This window comes from Streptomyces sp. NEAU-W12, from assembly GCF_026242095.1.
Classification (GTDB): domain Bacteria; phylum Actinomycetota; class Actinomycetes; order Streptomycetales; family Streptomycetaceae; genus Streptomyces.
Genome location: NZ_JAPJDM010000011.1, coordinates 149,943 through 172,342, shown reverse-complemented (window position 1 = coordinate 172,342; position 22,400 = coordinate 149,943). Strand labels below are relative to the sequence as shown.

20 protein-coding genes are annotated in these 22,400 nt (G+C 71.9%); 14 read left to right on the top strand and 6 right to left on the bottom strand.

The window, feature by feature from the left end:
* Positions 1-119: 119 nt before the first annotated feature.
* Entirely contained in the window at positions 120-293 is a 174-nt protein-coding gene (locus ORI94_RS16170) for a hypothetical protein (protein ID WP_170102187.1), read from the bottom strand.
* 374 nt (positions 294-667) lie between these two features.
* On the opposite strand from ORI94_RS16170, the gene ORI94_RS16165 reads away from it, so the two are divergent.
* The 3 genes from ORI94_RS16165 to ORI94_RS16155 all read left to right on the top strand — a co-directional run bounded on the left by ORI94_RS16165 (position 668) and on the right by ORI94_RS16155 (position 4,854).
* A complete protein-coding gene (locus ORI94_RS16165) occupies positions 668-1,270 on the top strand; it encodes a hypothetical protein (RefSeq protein ID WP_266075869.1) in 603 nt (200 codons plus the stop codon).
* Positions 1,271-1,479: 209 nt separating this feature from the next.
* A complete protein-coding gene (locus tag ORI94_RS16160; protein ID WP_266075867.1) occupies positions 1,480-4,206 on the top strand; it encodes a cation-translocating P-type ATPase in 2,727 nt (908 codons plus the stop codon).
* A 498-nt stretch (positions 4,207-4,704) separates the two neighbouring features.
* The gene (locus ORI94_RS16155; RefSeq protein WP_266076023.1) at positions 4,705-4,854 is read left to right on the top strand and encodes a hypothetical protein; all 150 of its coding nucleotides are present in this window, start codon (positions 4,705-4,707) and stop codon (positions 4,852-4,854) included.
* Positions 4,855-4,944: 90 nt separating this feature from the next.
* On the opposite strand, the gene ORI94_RS16150 is transcribed toward ORI94_RS16155, so the two are convergent.
* The gene (locus tag ORI94_RS16150; RefSeq protein WP_266075865.1) at positions 4,945-6,147 is read right to left on the bottom strand and encodes an acyltransferase family protein; all 1,203 of its coding nucleotides are present in this window, start codon (positions 6,145-6,147) and stop codon (positions 4,945-4,947) included.
* 354 nt (positions 6,148-6,501) lie between these two features.
* Between ORI94_RS16150 and ORI94_RS16145 the strand changes: the two genes are divergently transcribed.
* The 3 genes from ORI94_RS16145 to ORI94_RS16135 all read left to right on the top strand — a co-directional run bounded on the left by ORI94_RS16145 (position 6,502) and on the right by ORI94_RS16135 (position 8,619).
* Positions 6,502-7,488: a sporulation protein gene (locus tag ORI94_RS16145; RefSeq protein WP_266075863.1), complete on the top strand. Its 987-nt coding sequence runs from the start codon at positions 6,502-6,504 to the stop codon at positions 7,486-7,488.
* 207 nt (positions 7,489-7,695) lie between these two features.
* On the top strand, positions 7,696-7,962 hold the full coding sequence (locus ORI94_RS16140) for a GlsB/YeaQ/YmgE family stress response membrane protein (protein ID WP_266075861.1): 267 nt from the start codon (positions 7,696-7,698) through the stop codon (positions 7,960-7,962).
* Between the two features lie 81 nt (positions 7,963-8,043).
* The gene (locus ORI94_RS16135) at positions 8,044-8,619 is read left to right on the top strand and encodes a TerD family protein (RefSeq protein ID WP_266075859.1); all 576 of its coding nucleotides are present in this window, start codon (positions 8,044-8,046) and stop codon (positions 8,617-8,619) included.
* A 10-nt stretch (positions 8,620-8,629) separates the two neighbouring features.
* Here the strand turns inward: ORI94_RS16135 and ORI94_RS16130 are convergent, their stop codons facing one another.
* From ORI94_RS16130 to ORI94_RS16120, 3 genes are read right to left on the bottom strand one after another with little or no spacing between them, the layout of a single operon-like run.
* Positions 8,630-9,274, bottom strand: a complete 645-nt coding sequence (locus ORI94_RS16130) for a GNAT family N-acetyltransferase (protein WP_266075857.1) — start codon at positions 9,272-9,274, stop codon at positions 8,630-8,632.
* 58 nt (positions 9,275-9,332) lie between these two features.
* Positions 9,333-10,163 (bottom strand): class I SAM-dependent methyltransferase, encoded by an 831-nt coding sequence (locus ORI94_RS16125; protein WP_266075855.1) that lies wholly within the window; start codon positions 10,161-10,163, stop codon positions 9,333-9,335.
* A gap of 4 nt (positions 10,164-10,167) precedes the next feature.
* Positions 10,168-11,244 carry a helix-turn-helix transcriptional regulator gene (locus ORI94_RS16120; RefSeq protein ID WP_266075853.1) on the bottom strand — a complete coding sequence of 359 codons (1,077 nt, stop codon included), beginning with the start codon at positions 11,242-11,244 and terminating at the stop codon, positions 10,168-10,170.
* 591 nt (positions 11,245-11,835) lie between these two features.
* On the opposite strand from ORI94_RS16120, the gene ORI94_RS16115 reads away from it, so the two are divergent.
* The 6 genes from ORI94_RS16115 to ORI94_RS16090 all read left to right on the top strand — a co-directional run bounded on the left by ORI94_RS16115 (position 11,836) and on the right by ORI94_RS16090 (position 17,257).
* Positions 11,836-12,930, top strand: coding sequence for a winged helix DNA-binding domain-containing protein (locus tag ORI94_RS16115; protein ID WP_266075851.1), 1,095 nt, complete (start codon positions 11,836-11,838; stop codon positions 12,928-12,930).
* 378 nt (positions 12,931-13,308) lie between these two features.
* Entirely contained in the window at positions 13,309-14,508 is a 1,200-nt protein-coding gene (locus tag ORI94_RS16110; RefSeq protein ID WP_266075849.1) for an ATP-binding protein, read from the top strand.
* A complete protein-coding gene (locus ORI94_RS16105; RefSeq protein ID WP_042170662.1) occupies positions 14,505-14,906 on the top strand; it encodes a roadblock/LC7 domain-containing protein in 402 nt (133 codons plus the stop codon). The genes ORI94_RS16110 and ORI94_RS16105 overlap by 4 nt, the downstream gene beginning before the upstream one ends.
* On the top strand, positions 14,903-15,277 hold the full coding sequence (locus ORI94_RS16100; RefSeq protein ID WP_266075846.1) for a DUF742 domain-containing protein: 375 nt from the start codon (positions 14,903-14,905) through the stop codon (positions 15,275-15,277). Before ORI94_RS16105 ends, ORI94_RS16100 begins: the two co-directional genes overlap by 4 nt.
* Complete coding sequence (locus ORI94_RS16095; protein ID WP_266075845.1) at positions 15,252-15,854, top strand: GTP-binding protein; 603 nt, start codon at positions 15,252-15,254, stop codon at positions 15,852-15,854. The genes ORI94_RS16100 and ORI94_RS16095 overlap by 26 nt, the downstream gene beginning before the upstream one ends.
* A 101-nt stretch (positions 15,855-15,955) precedes the next feature.
* Positions 15,956-17,257 (top strand): cytochrome P450, encoded by a 1,302-nt coding sequence (locus ORI94_RS16090; RefSeq protein WP_266076012.1) that lies wholly within the window; start codon positions 15,956-15,958, stop codon positions 17,255-17,257.
* 413 nt (positions 17,258-17,670) lie between these two features.
* Here the strand turns inward: ORI94_RS16090 and ORI94_RS16085 are convergent, their stop codons facing one another.
* Complete coding sequence (locus ORI94_RS16085; protein WP_266075843.1) at positions 17,671-18,078, bottom strand: RidA family protein; 408 nt, start codon at positions 18,076-18,078, stop codon at positions 17,671-17,673.
* A 257-nt stretch (positions 18,079-18,335) separates the two neighbouring features.
* On the opposite strand from ORI94_RS16085, the gene ORI94_RS16080 reads away from it, so the two are divergent.
* Both ORI94_RS16080 and ORI94_RS16075 read left to right on the top strand, forming a co-directional pair.
* Positions 18,336-19,313 (top strand): endonuclease/exonuclease/phosphatase family protein, encoded by a 978-nt coding sequence (locus ORI94_RS16080; protein WP_266076010.1) that lies wholly within the window; start codon positions 18,336-18,338, stop codon positions 19,311-19,313.
* A gap of 444 nt (positions 19,314-19,757) precedes the next feature.
* On the top strand, positions 19,758-22,397 hold the full coding sequence (locus ORI94_RS16075; protein WP_266075841.1) for a SpoIIE family protein phosphatase: 2,640 nt from the start codon (positions 19,758-19,760) through the stop codon (positions 22,395-22,397).
* Positions 22,398-22,400: the final 3 nt, after the last annotated feature.

The following is a 22,400-nucleotide window of genomic DNA, read 5'->3' as shown; positions in this document are numbered from 1 at the left end:
CCCGCCCCGCCGGCCGGCCGGGCCCCGCCCCCGCGGGCCCGGCCCGGCCGGCGGCGAGGTGACCCGTCAGCCCTGACGGGCCTTGAGCGGTCAGCAGTCAGCGGACGCAGGAGCCGGGGTCAGCGTCGGCTCCTGGAAGCCCAGCCCGCACCGATTCCCGCCACGTGCAGAGCCAGGGCAGTCAGCCCCAGCAGCATCACGTTCGTCGAAGAGAACACATCATTGGTGCCGATGTCCGCCGCGTTGATCAGAAACGCGAAGAAGAACAGCACGGCAGCCACTATGCCAAGCATGAACAGGCTCCTCTCAGACAGGTGAAGCCCGTATGCCCCGCCATCCCCCTCACAAGCCGGAACGCAGAGACCGAGCCGTTCGCGACCTGACCGTGCTGCACGGCTACCGCAGGCCGGGGGCGGTACGCAATGACGAAACTCCTGGCGGACGCATACCGGCCCGGACCACCCGTGCCCTCTCAGGCGCGACCCTCCTGACGGCAGCGCACCCGCACGGCGGAAGGGTGTCAACCGCCCGTGGTCAGGTCGGCGCAGCAGGTCACGGCGCGGGCGAGACTGCGGATGGTGGGCGCCGTGGACGGGGGTCCCCCGGGTGACGCCCCGCCCTCGCCGCACTGGCACCGCAACGCGAACCGGGCCCACCGCTGAGGGACTTGAGCGGAACCATGTCCTACGTCACGTTGCAGAGCGCCAGCACCTGGCGGTTTCCCGGCGGCGAACGCTACTTCATGAAGTCGCATTTCCTGGACGAGCTGACCGACGAGGCCATCACCACCCTGGTGGACCGGCACTCCCGACGGCCCACTCCGGAAAGCCTGGTCGTCGTCCGCGCCCTGGGCGGCGCCGTGGCACGCGTCGGTCCCGACGAGAGCACGTCCGCGCATCGGTCCGCGCGCTACGGCGTGAGCATCGACGCGGGCTGGCGGGACCCGGCGCTGGACGGGTCCGCACCCGGATGGGCGCGTTCGGCCGGGGACGCGATGAAACCGTTCTCGAGCGGCGGGACGTATGTCAACTTCGCCGGGCTCGGCGAGGACGCGAGCGAGTTGCGGGGCGCGGTCTTCGGATCGCACGAGGAACGCCTCGATGCCCTCCGGGCCGCGTACGCCCCGGAGGGTCTCTTCGGAGCAGCCGCGGGCAGGCCCTGCGCAGGTGAACAGACCGCGGTACCGGCGGTCACCCGCCCGTCCTCGGCCCCGGCATGGCCGGCCACAGGTCGTACGGGCGGCAGGGCTGAAAAGGTGATGCCGTTTTGAGGGCCCGCTGCCGAGCGGTACGGGAGCCGGCACACGGCCGGTCGCGGGCGGGTGCGGGTGCGGGTGCGGGTGCGGGTGCGGGCAACTCTCCTGCCCCCGGGCTGACCTCCGGATTCTTCCTGTACGCGCATGCTGGGCCGCACAATCGCGTGCAGAATGGAGCAATGCTTCCTTCCGGCACTTCCGCCACACCCCCGCCCTGGCATGCTTTGCCCGCGACCGACGCGACGGGCCGGCTCGATGTCGACCCCGGTGCGGGGCTGTCTTCGGAGGAAGCGGCCCGGCGGCTGGCGGAGCACGGGCCGAACCAGTTGGACGAGGCTCCGCGTGAACCCCGGTGGCGGGCCTTCCTCCGGCAGTTCCAGGATCTCCTGATCATCATTCTGCTGGTGGCCGCCGTGGTCAGCCTGCTGGTGTCGCGGGAGTGGGAGACCCCGATCGCGATCGCCGTGGTGGTGCTGCTCAACGCGACGATCGGGTTCGTGCAGGAGTCACGGGCCGAGGCGGCACTGGACGCCCTGCGGGAGATGACGGTCACTCATGCCACGGTCCGCCGCGACGGCCGTCTGATGCAACTGGCCGCCAGTGAACTGGTCCCCGGGGACGTGGTCACCCTCGCGCCGGGCGACCGGGTGCCCGCGGACGGACGGCTGCTGACGTCGGCTTCCCTGGAGGTGCAGGAGTCCGTCCTGACCGGTGAGGCGCAGGCCGTGGCCAAGAACGCGGGCGCCGAGGTCGCGGAGGACGCCCCGCTGGCCGACCGGGTGACGGCGGTGTTCATGAACACCGCCGTCACCCGCGGCCGCGGCGAGGTCGCGGTCACCGCCACCGGTATGGACACCGAGACCGGCCGCATCGCCGACATGCTGCACTCGGCCAAGCCCGGCCCGACGCCGCTGCAGCGTCAGATCGACGCGCTCAGCCGCACCCTCGCCCTGATCGCCGGGCTGGTCATCGCGCTTGTGTTCGTCCTCGGCCTGGTACGGGGGCAGGACTTCGGCGACCTGTTCATCAGTGCCGTGTCGCTGGCGGTCGCGGCCATCCCCGAGGGCCTGCCCGCGGTGGTCGCGTTCACCCTCGCGATGGGCACGGGCCGGATGGCCAAGAAGGGGGCGATCGTCAAGAAGCTGGCGTCGGTCGAAACCCTCGGCGGCACCACCCAGATCTGCACGGACAAGACCGGCACGCTGACGCTGAACCAGATGACGGCGCGGGAGGTGCTGCTGGCCGGCCGCCGGCTCACCCTCTCCGGCGAGGGCTACTCCTTCGAGGGACGGATCCGCACCACCGACGGACAGCCCCTGCCGCAGACGCTGGATCACGCGCTGACCGCGATGGCCCTGTGCACCGACGCCGTGATCCGCGACGGTGACGTCGTGGGTGACCCGACCGAGGGCGCCCTGGTGGTCCTGGCCGAGAAGGGCGGCGTCGACGTGGCCGGGCTGCGGCAGGAGCGGCCGCGGCGGCTGGAGGTCCCCTTCGACTCCGACTACAAGTTCATGGCGACCTTCCACGACTGGACGGACGATTCCGGGCGCGCGGTGGTCCGGTGCTTCGTCAAGGGTGCTCCTGACGTCCTCGCCGACCGCGCGGACCGCCTCGTCGGCGAGGAGGGGATCCTGCCGTTCGACGACGCGGCCCGCCGCCGGTTCGACGAGGGCAACGCCTCACTCGCCGAGCAGGGCATGCGGGTCATGGCGCTGGGCATGGAGGATTTCCCCGCCGACGGCTTCCGGGCTCCCGAGGACCCCAAGGACCTCCTCGACCGGATCGTGCTGACAGCCATGGTGGGCATCGTCGACCCGCCCCGCCCCGAGGCCCGCGCGGCGATCGCCGAGTGCATCGACGCGGGAATCCGGGTCCGCATGATCACCGGTGACCATGCGGTGACCGCGGGCGCCATCGCCCGCGAACTCGGTATCCCCGGAACCGCCGTGACGGGAGCCGAGCTGGACCGTATCGACGACGAAACCGCCCTGGCCGACCGGCTGGACGAGGTGGGTGTCGTCGCCCGGGTGTCCCCCGAGCACAAGATCCGTATCGTCCGGGCACTGCAGGACCGCGGTGACGTGGTCGCGATGACCGGTGACGGTGTCAATGACGCCCCCGCGCTGCGCAAGGCCGACATCGGGGTGGCGATGGGTGTCACGGGGACGGAGGTCACCAAGGAGGCCGGCACGATGGTGCTGACCGACGACAACTTCGCCACCATCGTGTCCGCGGTCCGCGAAGGCCGCGGCATCTACGACAACATCGTGAAGTTCACCCGGTTCCAGGTCTCCACCGCCCTGGGTTTCGTGGCCGTTTTCCTGATCGCCTCACTGACCGGCCTGGCGGGCGGGGCGCCCTTCACCGCCCTGCAGATCCTGTTCGTCAACCTGGTCATGGACGGGCCGCCGGCCATGTCCCTGGGCGTCGACCCGGTCAGTCCGGACGCGATGAAGCGCGCGCCCCGCGCGGCCGGCGAACGGATCCTCAGCAAGCAGCGCCTCGCCCGCATCCTGCTGGCGAGCACGGTGATGGCGGCCGGCACGCTGGCGGTGCTGATCTGGGCCCCGGGCCCGGAGGCGGAGCTGGGAGGGGCGACCGTCGCGGGCACGATGGCCTTCGTGACCTTCGTGTTCTTCCAGGTCTTCAACCTGCTCAACGTGCGGCACGACACCCGCAGCGTGTTCAGCCGGGAAACGCTGCAGAACACCTCCGCGTTCGTCGCCACGGGTGCCGTGATCGCCCTGCTCATCGCCATCGTCGAAACCGACGCCCTGCACGGCTTCTTCACCACCACCGACCTCACTCCCGGTCAGTGGCTGGTGTGCACTGCCGTCGGCTCGGCGATCCTGTGGACCGGCGAGGTGCTCAAGGCCGTATTGCGTGCGCGTGCTCGCGGCACGCGCGGCACCGGTTCGCAGCAGCCGACGTCCCGGCAGGCGGCATGACGGCGGTGCGTCCGGTGCGCCGTGCGCACGGACCGGGCGGGCAGAGCGGGCGGGGGGCCAGGCTCGACAGGCGGAGCGGGCCGGCCCGTCCGCCCCGCTCCGCCTTCTGCGTCCCCACGGTCACCGGGGGCCGACGGCCTCTCCACGGTGTCACGGCCGCCGGGCGTGCGAGCGCCCCTTCGAGGCCGCCGGGCGCGTGGCCGACGAACGGGGAGCCCCCGCCGTGAGCATGCGGAAGGTCGCCGAGCAGTTCGGGGTCGAGGCGATGCCGCTGTACCACCACGTGGCCCACAAGGACGAGATCCTGGACGGGATCGTCGATCTGGTCCGTGCCCGGACCGAGTTGCCGCAGGACACGGCCGACTGGAAGTCCGCCCTGCGTCGGCGTGCGTTCTCGGCCCCGGACAGCTGCCTCTGCGGATTCGTCCTGCAGGAGTCCAGCCTGTCGTTCGGCACGCCCCCGAACCGGAGGACGTCGTCGGCGGTGTCCTGCGGCAGTTGCCCGCCGACCGGTACCCCCGGCTCACGGAGATGCTCACGGGGCACGCCCGGAGACCGGGCTACGCCTACTCCGACGGGTTCGCCCCCGGTCCGGACCTCGCCATCAACGGTCTCGAAGGCCTCATCGCCGGCCGGGCCGCCCCGTGACACGCGCGCCTCGCGGGTTCTGCGCTGTCCGCGACCCCCGCGGGAAGCCGTGTACGAGCCCACGGGGCAGGACTCGTACGCCCCTCGGTGCTAACTGGACCGCCGTGATGCCCCTGCCGGTTCCGGAACCGGCTTCCGCACCGGTGCCGACGCCGCCACGGGCGCGGGGGCCTGCTGCCGGAAGGCCCACTCCATCTTCGGCTCGAGCGCGACGCGGAAGGCCTTCCGCACCGGCGCGGTGCACAGGGCGGTCACGACCACGGCGGCGATCGCGGTGACGGTGATCCCGCCGAGCGGGGTGTGGAACCAGTCGTTGCGGGACCAGTGCCAGTGGTTGGCGGCCTGGATGAAGAAGCCGTGCAGCAGGTACCCGTACAGCGTGCCGGCTCCCAGCGCGGTGAACCACGTGCGGCGCCGGGGGACGAGGGCGACGAAGCAGGCGACGAGGACCGCCGAGCAGCCGAAGACCGCCAGGGTCATGAGCGGCCCGTGCCAGGCGGGCGACCCCAGATCCTCGGCGCTGGAGTTGTGGAAGAACCAGGCGTAGTCCATCCGGGTCACGGCCCAGTAGGCCACGGCCAGCGCCATCGCGAACACCGGTACGGCCAGGACGCGCACCTCACGGCGCCGCACCGTCTCGAAGTGCTCCTTCTTCAGCGAGAGGCCGAGCACGAAGTACGGCAGGAACTGCAGGGTGCGGTGGAGGTCGAGGTCCTTGCCGATGGACGGGGCGAGGGTGGCCAGTGCCGCGATGGTGAGGGCGACGGGCAGCGGCTGCCGCAGGGTCTGCCAGATCGGGGTGGTCATCCGCCAGATGAACAGCGCGGCGAGGAACCATGTCAGGTACAGGGGGTCCAGCAGGCTGATCGAACGGTCCGGTTCGCTGTCGCTCCATCGAGTGAAGAAGGTGTACGCCACCTCGAAGACGACATACGGCACGGCGACGCCGGTGACCAGACGCCTGATCTTCGCCGGACTCCAGTCGAAGCCGCGCGAGAAGTAGCCGGAGATGATGATGAACGCCGGCATGTGGAAGGCGTAGACCAGGGTGTAGAGCGCCGTGACGGTACGGCTCTCGCTGCGCAGCGGTTCCCACGCGTGACCGACCGCCACCAGCACGATGGCCAGGTACTTGGCGTTGTCGAAGAGCGCGTCCCGCGGTTTCGCCGACCGCCTCTCCCCGTCCGTCCCACCGTCGGCCGGCGTGGAGTCGGCGCGGCTCCTGCGCTTGTCCGGTCTCGTCGGAGGCCCGTCCGTCTCCCCGGGGCTGCGCGAGGGCAGCGTTTCGTTCACGATTCCTTCCTTCGGGAACCCAGACAGAGCAGAACACCTCTTACAGGAGTTGTGGAAGTAGCACGGGAGTAACGACCCGGAAAACCGTAGCTGTGGCCGACGTCCGGGTAAACCCGACCGCATGGACAACCGACCGTCCCCCTCGCGTGCGGTGGCGGAGGGGGATCCCGTCCGCACCGCAGACGCGGGTGCCCACTTTCGGCCATTCCCGCCGCGCCGGCAGCGAGTGCACGTCTGCCCGGACATCGCCGCCCTATGCTTCTACGTGCTTGTAGAAAGTTTGCGCCGTGCGTCCGTGAGGGCGCGCGGCACCGTGTTCACGGAACACCCGCACGTGAAGGAGTGGACGCCCCGATGGTGTTCAAACGACTGCTCGGCTCGCTCGGCGTGGGCGGCCCCACGGTCGACACGGTCCTCGACCCCGGTGCACCCCGGCCCGGAGCCGCACTGACCGGACAGGTCCATCTCAAGGGCGGTGACGCCGACTTCGACATCGAGCACATCACGCTGGAGCTGGTGGCCCGGGTCGAGGCCGAGCACGAGGAGGGGGAGAGCGAGGGCGTCGTCGTCTTCGAGCGGTTCACCGTGGGCGGCGGCTTCCGGCTCGGCGCGGGCGAACTGCGGAACGTCCCGTTCACCGTGGCGCTGCCCTGGGAGACCCCCGTCACCGAGCTCCACGGCCAGGGCCTCGGTATCGTCCTGGGTGTGCGGACCGAGCTCGCCGTGGCGGGCGCCAAGGACAAGGGCGACCTGGACCAGCTGAGCGTCGGGCCGCTGCCCGCGCAGGAAGCGATCCTCGAGGCGTTCGGCGGGCTGGGGTTCGGCTTCCGGTCCGCCGATCTCGAGTACGGCCGCATCGGCGGCACCGGCCAGCAGCTGCCCTTCTACCAGGAGATCGAGCTGACCCCGGGGGCGCGGTACGCCCACCAGGTCACCGAGATCGAGGTGACGTTCCTCGCCGGCCCCGGCGGTATGGAGGTCGTGCTGGAGGCGGACAGGCGCGGTGGGCCCTTCTCCTCCGGCCACGACGCGGTGAACCGGTTCACGGTCTCCCACGAGGGGGTCGAGCACCAGGACTGGACCGCGATCGTGGACGAGTGGATGCGCCGGCTCGTGGAGCACCGGGCTTCGCACGGCACGCATGGGCACACCGGGTACCACGGGCACGACGAGCACCACCACGACGGCCACCGCTCCGGCCCCGGCATGGGGACGGTCGTCGCGGCGGGCGCGGCCGGGCTGGCCGTGGGGGTCGTCGGCGGCATGGTCGCGGCCGAGGTCGTCGACGAGGTCGGGGACTTCTTCGAGGGTGACGAGGAGGAGGCGGAGGACGAGGGCTGACCTCCATCGGGGCGGGCCGGGCCCCGGCCCGCCCCGGCGTGTTCCGCGCCCGGGACCACGGAAGCGGCCCGAGGGCCACCGGGACCTCTCGCCGGACGACACCCCACAGCTTCTACATAATTGTAGAGGTTAGGCTTGCCCGTGTACGGACGCCTGCCGGCCGCGTTGTCGGCCGGCAGGCGCGACGACACGACAAGGAGGGGCGCCATGGGCGTCATCGCATGGCTGGTGCTGGGACTGCTCGCAGGGGCGACAGCCAAGGCCATCCTGCCCGGACGCGACCCGGGCGGACTCGTCGGGACGACGGTCATCGGCGTCGCGGGGGCCTTCCTGGGCGGCTGGCTGTCGTCGCAGTTCCTGGACCGGCCCGTGCAGCGGGAGTTCTTCGACGCCGCCACCTGGGGCTCGGCCATCGTGGGCGCGCTCGTCCTGCTCATCGGCTACCGCGTCCTCTTCGGCAACTCACGCAGCTGAGCCTCGGCCGGGAACGGCCCATCGATCGCGGACGACCGCGAATACTCGATATCACCGAGAACGACCGAGAAGGAGTACCCAGTGGGAGTTTCCCTTTCCAAGGGCGGCAACGTCTCTCTCAGCAAGGAGGCCCCGGGCCTGACCGCGGTCGTGATCGGCCTCGGCTGGGACGTCCGCACCACCACCGGCACCGACTACGACCTCGACGCCTCCGCGCTGCTGCTCAACACCTCCGGCAGGGTGCCGTCCGACCAGCACTTCGTCTTCTACAACAACCTGAAGAGCCCGGACGGTTCGGTGGAGCACACCGGGGACAACCTCACCGGTGAGGGCGAGGGCGACGACGAGTCCGTCAAGGTGGACCTCGCCGGTGTCCCCGCCGAGGTCGACAAGATCGTGTTCCCGGTCTCGATCCATGACGCGGAGAACCGAGGCCAGAGCTTCGGCCAGGTCCGCAACGCCTTCATCCGGGTCGTCAACCAGGCGAACAACCAGGAGATCGCCCGCTACGACCTCTCCGAGGACGCCTCCACCGAGACCGCCATGGTCTTCGGCGAGCTCTATCGCAACGGCGCCGAGTGGAAGTTCCGCGCCGTCGGCCAGGGGTACGCCTCCGGGCTCGCCGGAATCGCCGCCGACTTCGGCGTCGGGGTCTGAGACCCGGCCGTCACGTCCGGCCGGGGTCACCCGGCCGGACCGGCCGCCGGGCCGGCCCCTTCGCGGCCGCTCCGGGTCCGCCCGGGCGCAGGTCGAGACGCATCAGGACCCTGGGGTGTCCGGCCAGTACCGAGGTGGTGTCGGCGGCATGGGTGAACCCGGCACGCTCGAAGTTCTTCCGGAGACCGGCGTACGCCATCGTGAGGTCGACCTTGGCGTCACCGTTGTCGAGGGGGTACGCCTCGATCGCGGGTGCCCCCCGGGTGCGGGCGAACTCGACCGCACCGGCGATGAGGGCGTGCGAGATCCCCTGTGTGCGGTGACCGGGGCGTACCCGGATGCACCACAGCGACCACACCGGCAGGTCGTCGACGTGCGGGATCTTGCGGTTGCGGGCGAAGGACGTGGCCGAGCGCGGCGCCACCGCGGCCCAGCCGACCGGTACGTCACCGGCGTGGGCCAGCACCCCGGGCGGGGGCGACGTACGGCACAGCCCGGCGACGTACTCCCCGCGGGCCGGCCCCCGAAGCTCACGGTTGAGCTTGGACGGGATGCGGTAGCTCAGACACCAGCAGACGCTGGCCGTAGGGGACTTGGGGCCGAGCACGGCATGGACGCCGTCGAAGTCAAAGGCCGGGCGCACATCGATGCTCATGGCACCACGATGTCACGCGGCGAGCACCACGGCACGGCCGGAAACCCTTCGCGCGGGGCTACCTCCCGGGCTCGGCCGGGTGCGCGGGAGCGAGCGGCGTGCGGTGGACCGACACGTGGGAGCGCGACTCGGCGGTGAAGGGGGTGCCGGTCCGGTCCGCGTGTCCGGTCTCCAGGTCGAAGCCGGCGAGCCGGGCCATGAGGTCGAGTTCGGCCGGCCAGATGTAGCGGTGCGGGGTGCGGTCCAGCCGCGCCTGCCGGGTCCCGTCGAACCGGAAGTGGTGCGACACCACCCGCTGGTGCAGGACGTCGTACGTGTCCAGGAGGATGTAGCCGGATTCGGACCGCATGACCGTGGCCGCCTGGCCCGGTGGGAGCCTGCGCAGTTCCGGCACCCAGAGCTCGACCACGAACCGGCCGCCGGGGACGAGGTGGCGGGCCGCGTTGCGGAAGCACTCGACCTGCTCGGCCTGGGTGAGCAGGTCGGCAATCGTGTTGTAGACCAGGTGGACGGGGCCGTACTCCCCCGGCGCGGCGGTGGTCGCCATGTCGCCGATGACCACCGGGATCGTCGCCTCGTCCGCCTTGGTGCGCAGCCGCTCCACCATCGGGCGCGACCGCTCGATACCGGTGACGGGGACGCCTCGTCCGGCGAGGGGCACCGCCACCCTGCCGGTCCCGACGGCGAACTCGAGCGCCGCTCCGCCCTCGGCGAGCCGGGCGAGCCGGGCGAGCCGGGCGAGCCGGGCGAGCCGGGCGAGCCGGGCGAGCCGGGCGAGCCGGGCGAGCCGGTCCACGATCGGCCGCAGGGTTTCGGGCGCGAACATGCCGGTACCGGGTGTGTCGTAGCGCTGGGCGGCGTCGGCGCCCCAGAGGACCTCCTGATGCATCCGGTCAACGCTCTTCTGAAGTCGGGGAGTCGTCCAACGAGTTTCGGGGCGGGGCGGAGCCGCTGTGCGGTGCGGGGGGCACGGGGTCGGGCGGGAGGGCCGCACCGGCGGTCGTATAACGGCGGCCCAGGTGGGCGAAGGCTGCCTTGAGTTCGGGCGGGCCGACGACCTCGATGTCGGCGTCGAAGAGGCCGACGGTGGCGGCGAGGGCTGCCCACGACCATGCGCCCAGAATGAGCCGGCAGCGGTCCGGGCCGAGTTCCTCGACGACTCCGTCACGGGCGTGACGGGACACCTCGGCGGCGGGCAGGTCGAGGATCACCTCGCCGCGGCAGGGCCACTCCCCCGAGCCGTCGGAGCCGCGGAACCTGGCGGTGATGAAACGGGAGACCTCGCCTCCGGGCAGTTCGCGCGGTGTGAAGCGGGGGCCCGTGGGGGTGCGTGGGGTGATCCGGTCCGCGCGGAAGATGCGCCAGTCCTCGCGGTCGAGGTCCCAGGCGACGAGGTACCAGCGGCCGCCCCGGGTGACGAGGCGGTGCGGTTCCACCCGGCGCGGCGGGGGTCCCGCAGGGTCCTGTCCGCCGTGTTCGGACGGGAAGGCGGGGGTGTAGTCGAAGCGCAGTACCTCCCGGGCGTGGACGGCGGCGTTGAGCGTCATGAGCACGCCGCTGTCGGCCTGGGGGGCAGAGCCGGCTCGCTCGACGGCGGTGACCTGGAGGGTGTCGACGCGGTGGCGGAGCCTGGCCGGCATCACCTGGCGGACGGTGTTCAGCGCGCGCGTCGCGGCCTCCTCCATGCCGGCGCCGGTGGTGGCGGCGACCCGGAGGGCGACCGCAAGGGCGACGGCCTGCTCGTCGTCGAACAGCAGCGGCGGGAGGTCCGTGCCGGCGCCGAGCCGGTAGCCGCCGTCGGGGCCCTTGACCGCCTCGACGGGATAGCCGAGCTCGCGCAGCCGGTCGACGTCACGGCGCACGGTGCGCGGGCTGACGTCCAGCCGGTCGGCCAGCAGTGCCCCCGGCCAGTCCCGGCGCGCCTGGAGCAGGGAGAGCAGGGCCAGCAGTCGCGCCGATGTCTTTGGCATGGCACCCATGGTGCCCCGAGTAGAGGTCACCTCCTGACCTCTACGGCTGTCACGGTGGTCCCGTACCGCAGGACGACGAGCATGACCCGAAAGGCTTCCTCGCCGTGACCACCACCCCCGTGCCGGACACCACGGCCGGTACCGGCAGCGCCGCCACGGCCGCGGCCGCTTACCGGTCCGCCACCGACGCGGAGCGGGCCGGTCCGCTCGCCACGCTCGCATCCGCGCGCTGTGCCCGGGAGGACTGTTCAAGCACCTCGTGCCCGTCGGGGAAGGGTGGATGCGCTTCGTGCCCGAAAGGCCCTCGGGGCTGCGCCACGATCTGCCCGAGGGCGTCACCCCGCCCGGTCCGCCGACGGCGCACCCGCTGCCCGGGCGCCGTGGCACGAGCCGGGAGCGGTGCGCAGTGCGCGCCGGGTACTGACGCACCTCGCCGCGGAGACGTCCCGGCACGCCGGGCATCCTGCGCGGGACGCTGGACGGGCGGACGCCGGACCGACGGCCCCGCCCCGGCCCCACCACGTTGTACGGAATCGAAGGGAACGGTGTCACCATGACGACACGCGAACAGGCGCACCGCCGGGTGATCCGGTGACCGTGCTGGACGCCCGGGCGCTCAACCGCGCACTGCTCGCCCGGCAGCTGCTGCTCGACCGCGCCGCCATGCCGGCGCTGGACGCGGTGGCGCACCTCGGGGGTCTGCAGGCGCAGGAACCGCAGGAGCCGTTCGTCGGGCTCTGGTCGCGGTTGCGGGGGTTCGAGGCGTCCGCGCTGTCGGACCTGCTGACCGGACGGGACGTGGTGCGGGCCCATCTGATGCGGCGGACGGTACATCTCGTCACGGCCGGCGACCTGCTGGCGTGGCGGGCCCGGCACGGCGCCATGCTGCGCCAGCGGGTACTCGGCGTCTACCGCCGTGAGCTCGCCGGAGTCGATCTCGGTGAGCTCGAGTCGGCCGGCCGGGAGCTGATGTCCGACGGGGAGCCGCGTTCGATGGGCGGCCTGGCACGGGAGCTCGCGGGGCGCTGGCCGGAACCGGGGCCGCGTGCGCTGGGAGAGATGCTGCTCGCCGCCCTGATCCCGGTGGTGCAGTCACCTCCGCGCGGGCTGTGGCGGACCAAGGGCGGGGTGCGCAACTTCCTGGTCTCCTCGTGGCTGGGCCGTGAGGTCGACCCGCTCCCCGCGGACGCGTCGGACCCCGTGGGCCGATCGCTTGTACGGCGTTATCTGACGGCGTACGGCCCGGCGGCCACGGCCGATCTGCGCGCCTGGTCGGGTCTGGCCGGGCTGCCGGCCGCGGTCGCCGCGATGCGCGGGGAACTGGTCTCGTTCCGCGACGAGCGGGGGCGGGAGCTGCTGGACCTGCCCGGCCTGCCGCGCCCTGACGCCGCGACGCCGGTTCCGGTGCGGTTCCTGCCGGCGTTCGACAACGCGATCCTCGGCTACCACGACCGGGGGCGCGTCATCGACGACGCGCACCGCGGCCTGTCGGTCTCCGGTGCCCGGGTGGTACTGGTCGACGGGCGGGCCGCCGCGACATGGGAGTTCGGGGAGGGGACCGTGGTGGTCACCCCGCTGCACTGCTTGTCCCGGGTGGACCGGGCCGCGGTCGCCGAGGAGGGGAGCGCGCTCGCGTCGTTCCTCTCCGACCGGGACAGTGACCGCGTGCGGGTCGGTACGCTCTGATCGGCACGTGCCGGACGACTTGTCGGCCCGCGTTTCCACCAGCGGTCCCGCCGGGGTTTCGGCCCGGTTCACTCGGGATCCGGTGGTATGCGTTCCGCGTCGGTGGTGTACGGAGGGCAGGCGTGTGAGGGTCTGGTGAGGGTCGCCGAGTGAGGCACGGGGCATGCGTTTTGTGCATATGCAGCTGATAAGATCATCGGACTTTCAGTAGACTGACGGCGCGTCATGAACGCGTACGGGGGACAGTCTCTAAGGCCCCATCGCCAAGGATTGAGGTGTGGTCCGCCCGCGGGCCCGAGCCGTTCGACGGCCGGGTCGTTCAGTGCGGATCGGCGGACCTCCCGCATTCCCGGCGCGATGCGACTTGAAGAGAGTCTCATGACGTCATTGATCCGGGATCCACTGTTGTGGATCTTGCTGGTAGTGCTCATCGCTGCGTCGTTCGCAGTGATGAGGGCGCGGAGAACCAATCTGGCTCTCCGCAGAACGAGGAAGGACCTGGAAGCAAGCCTGGGGCAGACCCAAGGTCAGCTCGCCCAGCAGCAGGGGCAGATCACCGCGCTCAACGCGCGGCACCAGGGCGACCTCGCCGACGTCCGTGCGGATGCCGAGTCGTCGACCAAGGCCGTACTGAAGTCGGCGATGGGAACGCTGCAGTCCCTCGCCGAGGAGCAGCAGCTGCTGCTCGACGAGCTGCTGAAGAAGTACGGCAACGACACCGAGGTGCTCGCCGACCTCATGTCGGTGGACCACACCGGCAGCCAGTTCAGCCGACGGGCCAAGGGCATCTCCGTGCTGTGCGGCGGATGGCTGGGCCGGCGCGACGGCGCGGCGACCGTGTACGACGTGGCGCGCAGCGCCCAGGGGCGCATCAAGGACTTCAACCGGGTCGGCATCCACGCCCAGGTCAGTGTCTCCGTCTCCACGAAGGCCGTCGAACCGGTGGCCGTCGTGCTGGCCGAGCTGCTGGACAACGCGACCACCTACAGCGCTCCGGGCACACCGGTCGAGGTCAACATCCAGGCCGTCCCGACGGGTGTGTGCTTCATCGTCGACGATGCCGGACTGGGCATGGACCAGGAGACCAAGGACCGGGCGGCGGCGTTGCTGTCCCCCGAGGGCGCGGTCGACATCACGAGCCTGGGCGACCCGCCCCGGTTCGGGTTCGCGGTGTGCGGCATGCTCGCGGCGCGGTACGGCTTCGCCGTCTCCGTGGGCTCGGTGTCCCCCTACGGCGGAGTGCGTGCAGTGATCCGTGTACCGGAAAGTCTCCTTGCCGCCGAGGCGCCCGCACCTGCCGAGCCCGTCCAGGAGACCTCCGGGGAGGAGGCCGCCCCGCAGCGGCTCGCTCCCGTGCCGGTGGGGCCCTCCCATGTGGTGGGCAAGACCAACGGAGGACTTCCCAAGCGGCGCCGACGGCAGGGCCCCATCTCGGTGGTGCCCTCGCCGGACGCCACGGCCGGCGAGCCCACGTCCGAGCAGGCCAGCGAGGTGACCGCGTCGCGCCTCGGCGCGTTCGCCCGCGGCACCCAGCTCGGCCGGATCACGAACACCATGGAAGGACCTGATCAGCGGTGAACACCGACCTGTCGTGGGTGCTGAACGACGTGCTCGAGGTGCGCGGTGCCCGTCACGCCGTCCTCGTCTCGGGTGACGGCCTGCTGCTGCAGCGTTCGGACGACATCTCGCGCGACGACGCGGAGACGAACGCTGCGGCGATGAGTTCCATGCAGTCCCTCAGCCGCGCGGTCTCCGGCTTCGTCGGCTCGGGCAACGGCGTCTGGAAGCAGACACTGCTCGAGTACGACGGTGGCTGGATCTTCCTGAGCGCCGCCGGGCAGGGCGCCTACCTGGCCGTCTCGGCGGCTCCCGACGTCGACATGGAAGCCGTGTCGTTCCGTATGCAGAAGACGGTGGTGGCGCTCAGCAAGGCGATGAGCGTCGCACCACGCTCGGACCACGGTGGCGGCTCATGACGGCTCCCGGCGAGGAGGAGTCCGTCTCCAGCGACTTCGTCCGCTCCTACGTCATCACCGGGGGCCGGAGCCTGCCGTCCTCGGACGATCTTGCACTGCACACCCTCGTCACGCTGGCTCCCGAGCGGACTCCTCCGCTCGGGGCCGGGCCCGAAGTGACGGCGATCTGGGACCTGTGCGCGGGGGGCTACCTGTCGGTGGCCGAGGTGGCCGGTCACCTCGGACTGCCGGTCGGGGTGGCCCGCCTGCTGCTGACCGACCTGTTCGAGCAGGGGCACCTGCTCCACCGTGCCGAGCCGCCCCGGGCCCAGAACGTTGACAGAGCGACCCTCGAGAAGGTTCTGCATGGACTCCAATCCCTCATCAGCTGAGACGGCCCAGGGCTCCATCTACGTCTCCAGCGCGGTGACCAACGCTGCCAAGATCCTCGTCGTCGGGCATTTCGCCGTGGGCAAGACGACACTCATCGGTTCGCTGTCGGAGATCACTCCGCTGCGCACCGAGGAGAAGATGACCCAGGCCTCGGTGCACGTCGACGACCTGCGGGGCGTGACGGACAAGACCACCACCACGGTCGCCCTGGACTTCGGCCGTCTCACGCTGAGCGAAGACCTGGTGCTGTACCTCTTCGGCACACCGGGACAGCAGCGCTTCATGCAGCTGTGGGAGGACATGGCCCGCGGTGCGCTGGGAGCGCTGCTGCTGGTCGACCCCGCGCGACTGGAGGAGACGTTCCCCGTCATCGACCTCGTCGAGGGGTACGGCCTGGAGTACGCCATCGCCGTCAACACCTTCAACCCGTCCGAGACCTACGGCGAGGCGGAGGTGCGTGAGGCGCTCGACCTGCTCCCGGACACCCCCGTCGTCTACTGCGACGCCCGCGACCAGCGGTCCTCCGCGCAGGCACTGATCGCGCTCGTCCGGCATCTGCTCGAGCGCACGGCCTGACGGCCGCGCCCACCCCGCCCGGGAGCGGCCGTTCCCGGTTCACCAAGGAAGACTTCATGGATCTTCAGCAGACATCTGCGCCCACGGGCAGCAGATGCCCCATGCACGACGCCTCGTTCGCCGCCGATCCGCAGGCGCTCTACGACCGGTTGCGGGCCCATGCTCCGGCCGGTCCGGTCGAGCTCGCCCCGGGCGCGGACGCCACTTTGGTCGTGGGGCACGAGATGGCGCTGCGCGTCCTGCAGAACACCGAGCTCTTCGCCCGTGACGCCCGCCGATGGAAGGCGCTGAACGAGGGACGCATCGGGATGGACAACCCGGTGCTGCCGATGATGGCGTACCGGCCGAACTGCCTGTTCACCGACGGTGCGGTGCACCTGCGGCTGCGCAAGGCGGTCACCGACAGCCTGGCCCGACTCAACATCACCCGGGTCCGCCGCGACGTGGAACCGATCGCCGACTACCTGCTCGACCAGTTCAGCGAGCGGGGCCGTGCCGACCTGCTCAACGACTACGCCAAGCTGCTGCCACTGCTGCTGTTCAACAAGCTGTTCGGCTGCCCCGCGGACATCGGTGACACCCTCACCACCGCGATGTCGGCGATCTTCGACGGCAAGGACGCCCTGCGCGCCAACGAGGACCTCACCGCCTGCCTCATGGAGCTGATCGCCCGCAAGCGGCGCCAGCCGGGCGACGACGTCACCTCGTGGCTGATCCAGCACCCGGCCGGGCTGACCGACGAGGAGCTCAAGGACCAGCTGGTCGTCCTGATGGGCGCCGGAGTGGAACCCGAGCGCAATCTGATCAGCAACGCCCTGTTGCTGCTGCTGTCCGGCGCGGGCGGCCGGCAGAGCGGCATGATGATCGAGGAAGCCCTCGACCACGTGCTGTGGAACGAGACGCCGATCGCCAATTACGCGACGCACTACCCGGTCCAGGACGTCGACCTGGGCGGCCATGTGGTGGAGGCCAACACCCCGGTCGTCATCTCCTTCGCCGGTGCCAACAGCGACCCCGCGCTCGCCGAGGCCCGCCGCACGCGCAGCAAGGGTGCGCACCTGGCGTGGGGGGCGGGACCGCATGCCTGCCCCGCCAAGGACCCGGCGACGGTGATCGCGACCACCGCGATCGAGCGGCTGCTCAACGCGCTGCCCGACCTGGCGCTGGCCGTGCCGCAGGAGGAACTGCAGTGGCGGCCGGGGCCGTTCCACCGGGCGCTGGTGGCACTGCCCGCGACCTTCAGCCCGTCGCCGGCCACACGCATGGCGGCGGCTCTGCAGAGCCGTGCCTCGACGCCCGGTGCGGAGCAGCCCCGGGCCGTGGCGCCGTCCGCCCCGGCCCGGCAGGAGTCGGGACGGAAGAAGGGGTTCTGGAGCAGTTTCCTCGATGTCTTCCGTGTCTGACGCACGGCACGTGACAGCGGCAGCACTCTGGAGCGCATGACGGAGGAGGGGGGAGGGAGGTTCCGGCGGGACCGGCAGCGCCCGGCCAAAGGGGCTCCGCGTCACCGCCGCGGGCGGCATACGGGGCGCCGGCCGGCATCTCCGGCGCCACGGCCACCGGCCGTCGGGTCCTCGTCCCCTCCTCCGTCGGCTGGTGTCGGTGAGGGCGGGTGGCCCTCTTCCCCTCCGCTCGGAGCCACGTGGCAAGTACCCGCTCCTCCCCGGCCCCGCCCGGTGGCAGCACCAGGCCGACCGGGAACGCCGGGAGGCCCCGGCCGCCCGCGGGAGGACCAGGACGCTCATCCGGCTCGACGTGCCCGTGGGCCGTAACCGTTCTTGACGTCCCGGGCCGCGGTCACGGACCGCGACGGGCCTCAGTCAAGGACCGCGACGGCCTCGATCTCGACCAGGTGGTCGGGGATGTCCAGTGCCTGTACGCCCACCAGCGTGGCCGGCGCCGCCGGGGTGGTTCCCAGCCTCCGTGCCGCGCGGGTGGCGCCCTCCATGAACTGCGCCATCTTGTCGGGTGTCCAGTCGACGACGTAGGCGGTCAGTTTCGCGGCGTCGGCGAACGTGGCGCCGGCCGCGGCCAGGGCGGTGGCGACGTTGAGGTAGCACTGTTCCACCTGGGCAGCGAGGTCGCCCGCGCCGACAGTGACGCCGTCGGCGTCCCAGGAGACCTGCCCGGCGACGAAGACCGTCCTGGAACCGGACGCGATCGCCACCTGCCGGTAGACGTCGATCTCCGGAAGTCCCTCGGGGTCGATCAGGGTGATGGCCATGCTGTTTGCCTCCTTGTGCTGTGAGCCCGCGGGCTCTCTGCTGCCAGGCCCGTGACAGCCCCGGCGGGCGGTCCTGGTCACCTGTGGTTACTCGGAAACCGTAAGAGAGTGGCCGCTGACATGGAAGAACGCACTTTCTGGTGACTGAGGAACCAGAAGGTGACCCCACACGGAACCCGCGCCACGCGGGAGCGCGTCCTGAAGAAAAAGATCATGTGGGCAGGCGTCCGGGCAGTGGGGAGGAACGGGTGGGCGGCATACGGTGGGGCGCGCGCGGCGGGTCGGTCTGGACGCGGGGGCGGGTGATCGCGGCGGCCGCGGTGCTGACGGCGGGGCTGCTGGTGTTCCACCGCGCGGTGCCCAACTCCGTGGGCCGGGCGGGCAGTCTGCTGGAGTCGTTCCTGCCCTGGCTGGGGGTGGTGGTCGTGGTGCTGTTCGCAGCGGCGCTGCTGCGGCGTTCGGCGACCGCGCTGTCTGCCCTGCTGCTGCCGGTGACCGCCTGGACGTGTCTCTTCGGCGGGTTGTTCCTGCCCGAACCGCGAGCCGGCGCGCGGGACCTGGTGGTGGTGCAGCACAACGTCAGTGACGAGAACACCGACCCGGCGGGCACCGCCCGCGCCCTGGCCGATGCCGGCGCCGACCTCATCGCGCTGGAGGAACTGGTGCCGGCGGCGCTGCCGGTCTACGAGCGGATGCTCACCCGGCGCTACCCGTACCACGAGGTCCGGGGCACCGTCGGCCTCTGGTCGAGACATCCGCTCACCGGCGCCCGGCTGCTGGACATCAAGCCCCGGGGGATCACCGAGCCGTGGAGCCGCGGGCTGCGGGCCGTGGTCCGCAGCCCGCACGGGGACATCGCGGCCTACGTCGCGCACCTGCCCTCGGTCCGGGTCGGGCCGGGCGGCCTCGCCTCGGCCAACCGGGACGAGAGTGCCCGCCTGCTGGGCCGGGCCCTCGACGCCGAGGAGCTGGATCCGGTGATCCTTCTGGGTGACCTCAACGGCACCGTCGACGACCGCGGTCTGGCCCCGCTGACCTCTTCGATGGACGTGGCGGAACGCGGCTTCGCCCTCAGTTTCCCCGCCGCGCTGCCCCTGGCCCGCATCGACCAGGTGATGGCCCGCTCGGCCGCCGTCCGTCACCTCCGCACCCTGCCCGAGACCGGCAGCGACCATCTGCCGGTTGCCGCGCGGATCACCCTCGACCGAAGCGCCCGGCCGGAACGGCAGGCCTGACGCGGGTCCGGAAGAGGGCGTCCCTGGCCGCCTCCTCGACCAGGCCGAGCGCGAAGGCCTGACCGGCGGCGCCGTGCCCACCGCGGCCGCGGTACGTTTCCCGGCCGTTGGCCACGCCGGGCAGGCGTCGTCCGATCACCGTGGCCACCACTCCTGGTCACACCGGCCGGCGCCCGGTACGCCGTCGTGGGGGGGGGCCGCCGCCCCGGGAGCCGGCGAGCCACGAGCTCGGCGATGCGGCGATGCGGCGATGAAGCCGTCGAGAGACATGGACATGCGCCACACGAGTCGTGCCGTGACGTCCTCCGGAGAGGGTGCCGGGTTGCGCGTGCCGGGTTCTGGGGTCTGCACGGGACGAGGCCGCTGCGGACGGACCCACCGGTCGCGTGCGGCGGGCGGGCGGGTGTGCACGCGGGGGCGGGTGCCGTGGGGCAGACTGAACCCATGGGCGACCTCAAGGCCCCCGGGGCACCGTCACGGCGGTTCCCCCCGGAGCCGGGGAGCGTGGCGGAGGCTCGGCGGTTCGTGCGGGCCACGCTCGGCGACGCCGCCCCGGAGACGTTGGACACCGCGCAGCTCCTGGTCAGCGAACTGGTGACGAATGCGGTGCTGCACGCACGCACCGAGATCGAGGTGACGGCCCGGACGGGTGACGACGGGGTCCTGGTACGGGTGAGCGATCGGCGGCCGGAGCGCGGGCTCGTGCCCTACGGGGGTTCCGCGTACACCGGTACGGGGCAGGGGCTGGCCCTGGTCGAGCGGCTGGCGTCCCGGCACGGCGTCGACACGGGCGAGGCGGTCAAGACGGTGTGGTTCGAGCTGGGGCCCGGGGGATCGCCGTCGCCCTCGGACGGGTGGGCGGCCGCCGCACCCCGTTTCGGGCCGGGCGAGACGGTCACGCTCCTCGATGTGCCGGCGGCGCTCTGCCTGACCTGGACGCAGCACCGGCACACACTGCTGAACGAGGCCGCTCTGGCCCTGGCCGCCGGAGACGTCCCGGGTGTGACCGCGGAGGATCTCGCGGTGGCCCTCGACATGAACGACGTGATCAGCGCGGGGGTGACGGCCGCGCTGCGGCAGCAACGCGGCGAGGCTGCGTTCGGGTCCCTGCCCCTGTCGGTGCCCTCGGACGCCGGACCGCCGATGGAGACCCTGCTCGCGGTTCTCGACGTGGCCGAGGAGGCTGCCCGTGACGGGCTTCTCCTGACGTTGCCGGCGCTTCCGCGCGGGCGGGGCTTCCAGGAATGGCTGTTCGATCAGATCGGCGACCAACTCGCCGGGGAACGCCCCACGGCGTGGACGGTGATGCCCCGGCTACCGGGCGCCGGCGCCTCGGATCCGGTGCTGTGGGACGCCGGCCGGGTACGGGCTAGCAGGGTCGCGACGATCGCCGCCGACGAGTCGAACCGGATCATCGCGGTCAGCGGACCGGCGGCGGACCTGTTCGGCTGGTCCGCGGACGATCTCGTCGGGAAGCCGCTCACCACGCTCATCCCGGAACATCTCCGCAGGCGTCACACCGTGGCATTCGCGTCCCTGCTGCTCAGCGGGCAGCCCAGGATCCTGGGCCGGTCGCTGCCGCTCCCCGCCCTGCACCGCGACGGTGGGCTGGTGCCCGTCCGGCTGTCCGTCGAGAGCCAGGAGACCGCCGACGGCCGCACCGTGTTCGTGGCCCAGTTCTCCCCGAGGGGATCGGTGCCGTCGGCCCCGGCCCGTCCGCCCGGCCGGATGCGGACCGGAGCCCGGTGGGAGGCGGGCGGCGTCCCCTGGCCCGTCTCCCCCGGGCAGGACCGGAGAACGGGCGTGGGCCGGGCCGGCGGCGTATCCGAGCTGGAGCGGCTCTCGCTGCTGGCCGACACGGGGGCCGCCCTGAGCTCCCTCGCGGATCTGCACGAGGGCCTGCGGAGGGTGGGCCGGGTCCTGACCCGTTGGCTGGCCGACTGGTGCCTGGTGGACCTGTTCACGGCACAGGACGAGGTGGAGCGGGTCTGCGTCATGCACGGTGTCGCCCAGGGGGCGTGGCCCGAGGAGTACGAGGGCCGGCTTCCGCCGCTGTCCGAGACCGCCCAGGGGCCGCTGGCCCGTGCGCTGCGCGGGGCGGGCCCCCTGCTGTTCACCGAGCCCCCGGCCCCGGGCCGGGCCGCGAGCCCGCTGGACGCCCACTACGCGGAGATGTTCCGGAGGCTGGGTGCGAACAGCGCGGTGGTCGTCCCCCTCCGGTCGCCCCGGAAGATCATCGGCGCGCTCACGTTCGCCCGGAGGGGACAGGGGAAGCCGTTCACCGAGGAGGATCTGCCGCTGGTCGACGAGCTGGCGCACGCGATCGCCCTGCGGGTGGAGAACGCCCGTCTCCACCAGGAGACGCGGACGATCGCCGAACGCCTCCAGCGCTCGCTCCTGTCGGCACTGCCCGAGATCCCTCGTCTCCAGCTGGCCGCCCGCTACGCTGCCTCCTCCGCCACGGCCGAGGTCGGCGGCGACTGGTACGACTGCTTCGCCCTGCCCGACGGGGGCACGGCGCTGGTCATCGGTGACGTCGCCGGGCACGACCTCGACGCCGCCATCGCCATGAGCCAGCTGCGCAGCATGCTGCGCGGTATCGCCGTGGACCGGCAGGAGCCACCGGGGGAGGTCCTGCACCGCCTGGACCTGGCGAACCACACCCTGCGCCAAGAGGCCGTCGCGACCTGCGTCTACGGTCTGATCAAGGAATCCGGGACCGGCCTCTGGCAGTTCGTCCACTCGTCCGCGGGCCATCTGCCACCGCTGCTCGTCAGCCCGGACGGCCGCACCCGCTACCTGGAGGAGGGGGCGGGGCTGCTGCTCGGCGTCGACCCCTCAGTGGTCCGTCCCCAGGCCAGTGACGCGGTCCCGGTCGGTTCGACCGTGCTGCTGTACACCGACGGCCTCATCGAACGTCGCGCCGAGTCCCTGGACCACGCCCTGGACCGGCTCCGCGCACACGCCGCCGGGCTGGCCCACGAACCCCTCGACGTCTTCTGCGACGAGCTGCTCATCGGACTGGCCGCCGGCAGCGACGACGACATCGCGGTCCTCGCGATCCGCCCCGGGCCTGGACCCTGACCC